Raw genomic sequence first — 6,637 nt, 5'->3', positions numbered from 1 at the left:
GGGCTGAGGGGCGGCGGCCACTCCCCCGGGCTGGTGAAGCAGGCGGCGGTCTCGGCGTCCGCCGGGTAGTAGGACTCGATGGCGATCTCGTCCAGGGTGATGTCCGTCGGGGTGCCGAACGTGGTGGTGGTCGAGAACAGCCGCAGCTCCCGGTCGCCGAAGCGGAAGATCATCGGGGTGGCGACCTCGGCCGCGATCGGCAGGCCCGCCTCCTGGGAGCCGGCCGCCAGGAACTCCTCGAAGAGCGCGGTGAGCCCGGGGTCGGGCGCGGCGGCGAGCTGCCGCGCGATGCGGGTGCGCAGCAGCGAACGCACCTCGGCCAGGTTGACGATCCGGGGGGCGAGGCCGCGCGGGTCCAGCCCGAGCCGCACCATGTTGATCGGCGGCCGGAGCAGGTCGGGGGCGACGCCGGCGAGGAACGGGCCGAGGGCGCGGTTGCTCGCCAGGATGTCCCACCGGCGATCGATGACCAGCGCCGGATACGGCTCGTGCGCGCGCAGCACCCGCTCGACCGCCTCCCAGGCCGCCGGCAGCGCCTCCCCGTCGAGGGTCCGCTCGGCGTAGCGGGGCGCGAAACCGGCGGCGAGCAGCAGCCGGTTGCGCTCGCGCAACGGCACGTCGAGCTGGTCGGCGAGCCGGAGGATCATGCCCGCGCTCGGGTTGGACTTGCCGGTCTCCACCAGGCTGACGTGACGGGCCGAGACGTCGGCGGCGATCGCGAGGTCGAGCTGGCTGAGCCGCCTGCGGTGCCGCCACTGCCGCAACTGTTCCCCGACGGTGTCCATGTTCGTCGATGCTACTCATCGTCCGACGATGCGCCATGAAATGCGACTTCATCGACAAACGACACCAACGACGGAAACACTCCTCGCCATGACTACACAGAGCATGACCACCGACAACAAGAACGTCGTCCAGCAGGCGCTGACGGCGCTGATCGCGACGGGTGACGTCGAGGCGCTGGCCCCGTTGCTGAGCGACGGCTTCGTCCACCACCGGCCGGACGCGACCTCCGAGACCAAGACCGAATGGCTCGACGCCGTACGCGCCGCGCTCGGCCCGATCGCCGGCATGCAGGTCGAGATCAAGCACCTGCTGGCCGACGGCGATCACGTCGTGATGTACTCCCAGCGCCGGTTGCCGGACACCGGGACGGAGATCGCGGTCGTCGACATCTGGCGGATCGAGGACGGGCTGATCGCCGAGGCGTGGGAGATCATCGAGCCGGTGGCCCAGGCGCAGGCCAACCTGACGTGGTGGGAGCCCGCCGGGCGCTGACCCGGGCGCGCGCTGTGAGTCGGGTCACAGCCGGTCATGGGGTGAGGAGGCATCTCGTCTTTGTTCGTGAGCGCGACTCGATGAGCCGCGCTCACCGAGCTGAACGAACGGAGACGTCATGAGAATCTTCATCGCCGGGGCGTCCGGCGCGATCGGCAGCCGGCTCGTCCCCCTGTTGGTGGCGCGCGGGCATGACGTCGTCGGCACGACCCGCTCGGCGGCCAAGGCCGCCGGGCTGCGCGCGTCGGGGGCGGAGCCGGTCGTCCTCGACGCGCTCGACCCCGACGCGGTGGCCGGCGCGGTGGCCAGGGCCGAGCCGGAGGTGATCGTCCACCAGCTCACCGCGCTGAGCGGGCCGTCGGCCGTGCGGCAGGTCAGGCGGATGGCGGCGGCCACCAACCGGCTGCGCACCGAGGGCGCCGACCACCTGCTGGCCGCCGCGCGCGCGGTCGGCGTGCGCGTGTTCGTGGCGCAGAGCAACGCGCTGTGGATGGAACGCACCGGCGGGCCGGTCGCCGACGAGAGCGCCCGGATCGAGCCGAACCCGCCCCCGGACGCCGAGCCTGCGGTCGCCGCGCTGCGTCACCTGGAGGGTTCGGTGACCGGCGCCACCTGGACCGACGGGGTCGTGCTTCGCTACGGTTCGTTCTATGGCCCTGGTACCGGCCTCAGCGCCGCGCCGGACGCGGTCATGACCGAGCAGATCCGCAGGCGCAGGTTCCCGATCGTCGGCGACGGCGGCGGGGTGTGGTCGCTGGTGCACATCGCCGACGCCGCCGAGGCCACGGTCGCGGCCATCGAACGCGGCAGGCCAGGGGTCTACCACGTGGCCGACGACGACCCCGCGCCGGTGCGCGAGTGGCTGCCGTACCTGGCCCGGGTGCTCGGCGCCGGAGCGCCGCGGCGCGTGCCGGCCTGGCTCGCCCGTCCGCTGGCCGGCCAGGGCGCGGTGGACATGATGACGCGGGCCCGCGGCATCTCCACCACCAGGACCAAGCACGAGCTGGACTGGACGCCGGGCTTCCCGAGCTGGCGCACCGGCTTCACCGACGGGCTGAGCTGACGCCGATGTCCACCTCGGAGTTGTACGGCGACCTGCGGCCACGGGCCTTCGCCATCGCCTACCAGATGCTCGGCAGCGTCAGCGAGGCCGAAGACGTCGTGCAGGAGGCGTTCCTGCGGCTGTACCAGACCCAGCAAGGCGGGGAGATCATCGCCTCGCCGCGGGCGTACGTCGCCACCCTGGTCACCCGGCTGGCCATCGACCAGTTGCGCTCGGCGCGGGCGCGGCGGGAGCGGTACGTCGGCGAGTGGCTGCCGGAACCGCTGGCCACCGGCCCGTCGCCGGTCGAGCACGCCGAGACCGCCGACTCGCTGTCGCTGGCCGTCCTGGTGCTGCTGGAGAACCTGTCCCCGCGGCAGCGGGCCGCGTTCCTGCTGCGTGAGGTGTTCGCGTACCCGTATCCGGAGGTCGCGGAGATCATCGGCAGCGACGTGGACACGACGCGGCACCTGGTCGCGCGGGCCCGCAAGCACCTCCAGGACCGCCGGCCGCGCTACCACGCCACCCGGCGGCAGCGGCGGGAACTGGCCGGGCGCTTCTTCGCCGCCGTCGAGCAGGGCGACCTGCGGGCGCTCGAAGAACTGCTGGCCGAGGACGTGGCCATGCACGGCGACGGCGGCGGCAAGGTGCCCGCGCTCGGACGGCCGGTCAACGGACGCCTGCGGGTGGCGCGCGCCCTGGCGGCGGTGGCTCCCGTGCTGGCGCGCGCCGGTGGCGTCCGCTACCACCTGACCGAGGTCAACGGGCAGCCCGGCGCCCTGGTCTTCGACGCCGCCGACCTGCTGGTCGGGGTCATGGGGCTGGACATCGCCGACGGCCGGATCCAGACGATCCACTCCATCGTCAACCCCGACAAGCTCCAGCACTTCGACCGGGTCGGCGACCTCGGCGCCCTGGTCCGCGCGGACCACCGCGGAGCCGGCGGCTGAACCGCCGGCCGCGCTGGTGACCGGACCACTGCCGGTCACCATGGGAACCCCGTCCCGCACACTCCGGACGATGTTTCCCGTCACCCTCGCGGCGCGTGCCGGACGCGCGCGCCCGTGATCATCATTGGAGAGAACCTCATGAACCTCGCCCTGTGGATCGGCACCGGACTGCTGGCCCTGGTCGCCCTGGCCGGAGGCGGCATCAAGACGTTCACGCCCCAGGAGAAGCTGGCGGCCTCGCCCGGCGGGCGGTGGACCGGGGACTTCAGCGCCGGCGCCGTCAAGGCCCTCGGCGTCCTGGAGATCCTGGCCGCGGCGGGCCTGATCCTGCCCGCCGTGACCGGCATCGCGCCGGTGCTGGTGCCGGTGACCGCCGTCTGCTGGGCTCTGCTGATGGTCGGTGCGATGATCACGCACGTCCGCCGCGGCGAGTTCCCGTTCGCGGTGCTGAACCTGGTCTACCTCGTGCTCGCGGCGTTCATCGCGTGGGGCCGTTTCGGCCCCGGATCGTTCGGCGGCTGACCCCGCCGCTCGTTCCCGATTCCCGGAGAGCCTGAATCGCCTCGATAACGGATCGAAAGACGCCGCCCCTAGCGTCTGGCGGGACATCACGGTTGCGAACAAGGGGGATCTGAAAATGCGACTGCGCACAAGAATAGCGACGGCGGTCGGCGGGCTCGCGCTGATCGGCACGAGCCTGCTGGTGACGACGCCGGCGCAGGCCCAGGGGAACCCGCCGTGCTACGCCAAGAGCGGGCACCTGTACTGCGGGAACACGGCCGGGGCGGCCCTGTGGCGCAGTGCTCGCTACAGCAGCAGCGACAAGGACGTCGTGGACGTTCTGAAGTCGAATCCCAGTTACTTCGAGTGCTACGTCTCCGGGCAGAAGCACGGCGGCGGGAACAAGATCTGGTACCGGACGTACGGCGACAACGCCGGGAGGACCGGTTACCTCGCGGCCGAGAGCGTCTACACCTCGAAGGACCCGTTCCCGGGCGTCCGCCACTGCTAGTGACGCGTGCGACCGCCCCCGGCCGGTGCCTCCGGCCGGGGGCGATCGGCTGTTCAGCGCCCCGCGGAGGGCACCACGCCGGTGCGGTACGTCAGCACCTCGGCCGACTCGATCACGGCCACCGGCCCGCTCGCCCGCGCCTGACACGCCGCCGCCCTCCCGGGGAAGCGCACCGGCGTGTCCGCGGTCAGCGGGTAGATGCGGACCTCGACCACCCGCCGATCGACGTCGCGGTCCGGGGTGATGTCGATGTCCCATGCGGCGCCGTTCCAGAAGACGTCCTCGTCGCGGCCGTCGAAGGTGGCGCGTGCGACGTCCCCGACGAGGTTCAGGCGCAGCAGCGAGCGTTCGTCCGCCGGGGCGGGGCCCGTGACGGTGACGCGGTAGTGCGCGGCGCGCTGCCGGAACGTGTCCCGCGCGGGGGCCGGCGCCCGGCCGGGCACGGTGATCACGGGCGTCGCCGGCTCGCGGGCCGCGGCAACCAGCTCGACGTCGATCCGCGGGGCGGGCGGGTCGTCGCCGACCCGGTGGACGGAGAACCCGGCCGGGTCCGCCGGGCCGAGCGGCGGCAGGACGTGCAACTCGGCCGGGGCGGTGGTGCGGGCGGTGAGCCGGCCGGCGTGTTCGACGACGGCGTCGGCATCGGAGATCACCAGGTGCCGCCGGCCGGCGAGCGTCGGGGTCCACGCGTGGCGCGCGTCCTCGTCGCTGAGCACCAGGACGCGGGCCCGGCCGCGCGGGCCCCGGATCTCGATGAACGACCGCGAAGGGACGACGTCCGGCAGGATCTGCTCGTCCACGCCCTGCTGGACGCCGTCGGCGCGGATCTCGTGCCCGGCGGGGACGGCGAGGTGCACGGGCACGCCGTCGGCGGCGGCCAGCACCAGGAAGGGCGCGTCCCCGGGCACGTCGATGACGGTCAGCACGGTGGCGGTGGCCCACTTCAGGGTGGCGGTGCCGAGGTCGAGGAGCAGCGGCCAGGCCATCGCCGCGCCGGAGGGGACGTCGACGGGCACGTGCGGCACCCGCAGCGCGACGCCGCCCAGCTCGACGTCGAAGCTCAGGCCGTGGATCGCGGGCAGGGGCTCGTGGGGGCGGTGGGTGTGCAGGAAGAGAAAGCCGCCGCGGTCGTCGGCGCGCAGCGCCCACCGCACGCCGCCGTCGTCGTCGGGCAGCGTGGACGTCATGCGCGCCAGGCGGTCGCCGAAGGCCGCGACGAACGCGTGCTGGGCGCGCAGCCGGTGGAAGCTGTCACGCAGTTGCAGGTGCGCGCCGACGGGCGCCCCGAAGTCGTAGTTCAGCTCCGGCAGGTCGTTGGGGTATCCGGTGGCCTGGGATTCCTGGAGGTCAGGGCCTGGGTTGGCGCCGCCGACGTACATGTAGTAGCCCTGCCAGACCGAGCCGGCGCCGAGCTTGCAGTGGGCGACGGTGCTGACGTCCCGGCCCTCGGTGGCGATGCGGCGGTGGTAGGCGCCGGCCATGCCGCCGCCCAGCTCGCAGGTGGCCGGCGGGAAGCGGTGCACGCGCGGGCCCGCGCGCTCCGGGCGGCTGTCGCCGGCCAGGTCGGCGCCGATGCCGGGGTCGTCCCAGCGGTCGGAGAAGGCGAACTGCTCCTTGAAGGTGGGGTGCCAGCCCTCGTGGGTGTCGACCCAGAACCCGTCGAAGTAGCCGCCGTACATCGGGAAGACGTCGCCGTCCGGGAGGTCCGCGCCGCCCCAGGCGGTCGCCGTCCACAGCGGCGCGCGCAGGCCGGAGCGGCGGGCCAGCTCCTTGAGCGTGACGAGGTGCTCGCGCTGGTCGTAGAGCTCGTTCTCGAGCTGGATGCCGATGACGGGCCCGCCGGGGCCGCACCACGGCGCGAGCTGCTCGCCGAGGCAGGCGAACCAGCGCCCGACGGCGTCCAGGTAGGCGGGATCGTCGGTGCGTTCCCGGTACGGCGCCCCGGTGACCCAGTCGGGGTGGCCGCCGTTGCGGACCTCGCCGTGGCACCACGGTCCGATGCGCAGCACCACGTCGAGTCCGGTCGCGGCGGCCAGGCGCACGAACTCCGCGACGTCCAGCCGGTCGTCGAAGCGGGGCGGCCGGTGCTCGCCGGGCTGGTGGTGGATCCAGAAGACGTACGTGGCGACGACCGTGACGCCGCCGGCCTTCATCAGGTGCAGGGCCTCCGCCCACCGGTGGCGGGGCACGCGGCTGTAGTGCATCTCCCCGGTGATCGGGAACCACGGCGCGCCCCCGCGCCACAGGCAGCGGTCGCTGACCCTGATGTCGCCGTGGCTCTCCTGGGCGGCGGGCATCGCGAGCCACTGTCCGGCGGCGTCCCAGGGGGCGGGGCGGACGCGCACGCGGGCGGGC

At 73.5% G+C, this 6,637-nt stretch carries 7 protein-coding genes; 5 read left to right on the top strand and 2 right to left on the bottom strand.

Translation table 11 applies throughout. The annotated features are described in order from the left end of the window. The coding region (locus tag FAF44_RS51305) for a helix-turn-helix domain-containing protein (RefSeq protein ID WP_237110783.1) at positions 1–785 on the bottom strand (785 nt) is incomplete at its 3' end. 88 nt (positions 786–873) lie between these two features. On the opposite strand from FAF44_RS51305, the gene FAF44_RS51300 reads away from it, so the two are divergent. The 5 genes from FAF44_RS51300 to FAF44_RS51280 all read left to right on the top strand — a co-directional run bounded on the left by FAF44_RS51300 (position 874) and on the right by FAF44_RS51280 (position 4,282). Next, entirely contained in the window at positions 874–1,278 is a 405-nt protein-coding gene (locus FAF44_RS51300) for a nuclear transport factor 2 family protein (RefSeq protein ID WP_237110782.1), read from the top strand. Positions 1,279–1,396: 118 nt separating this feature from the next. Continuing rightward, complete coding sequence (locus FAF44_RS51295; RefSeq protein WP_237110781.1) at positions 1,397–2,341, top strand: NAD(P)-dependent oxidoreductase; 945 nt, start codon at positions 1,397–1,399, stop codon at positions 2,339–2,341. 5 nt (positions 2,342–2,346) lie between these two features. Then, a complete protein-coding gene (locus tag FAF44_RS51290) occupies positions 2,347–3,270 on the top strand; it encodes an RNA polymerase sigma-70 factor (RefSeq protein ID WP_237110780.1) in 924 nt (307 codons plus the stop codon). A gap of 114 nt (positions 3,271–3,384) precedes the next feature. After that, a complete protein-coding gene (locus FAF44_RS51285; protein WP_308193544.1) occupies positions 3,385–3,792 on the top strand; it encodes a DoxX family protein in 408 nt (135 codons plus the stop codon). A 115-nt stretch (positions 3,793–3,907) separates the two neighbouring features. After that, entirely contained in the window at positions 3,908–4,282 is a 375-nt protein-coding gene (locus tag FAF44_RS51280; protein WP_237110779.1) for a hypothetical protein, read from the top strand. Positions 4,283–4,335: 53 nt separating this feature from the next. Here FAF44_RS51280 and FAF44_RS51275 read toward each other — a convergent pair. Then, positions 4,336–6,637: beta-galactosidase (locus tag FAF44_RS51275; RefSeq protein WP_237110778.1), on the bottom strand; the 2,302-nt coding region annotated here is incomplete at its 5' end.

Source organism: Nonomuraea sp. MG754425 (assembly GCF_021699195.1).
Taxonomy (GTDB): domain Bacteria; phylum Actinomycetota; class Actinomycetes; order Streptosporangiales; family Streptosporangiaceae; genus Nonomuraea.
Note: the sequence above shows the minus strand (reverse complement) of the source record. Positions and strands in the feature narration are given on the sequence as shown.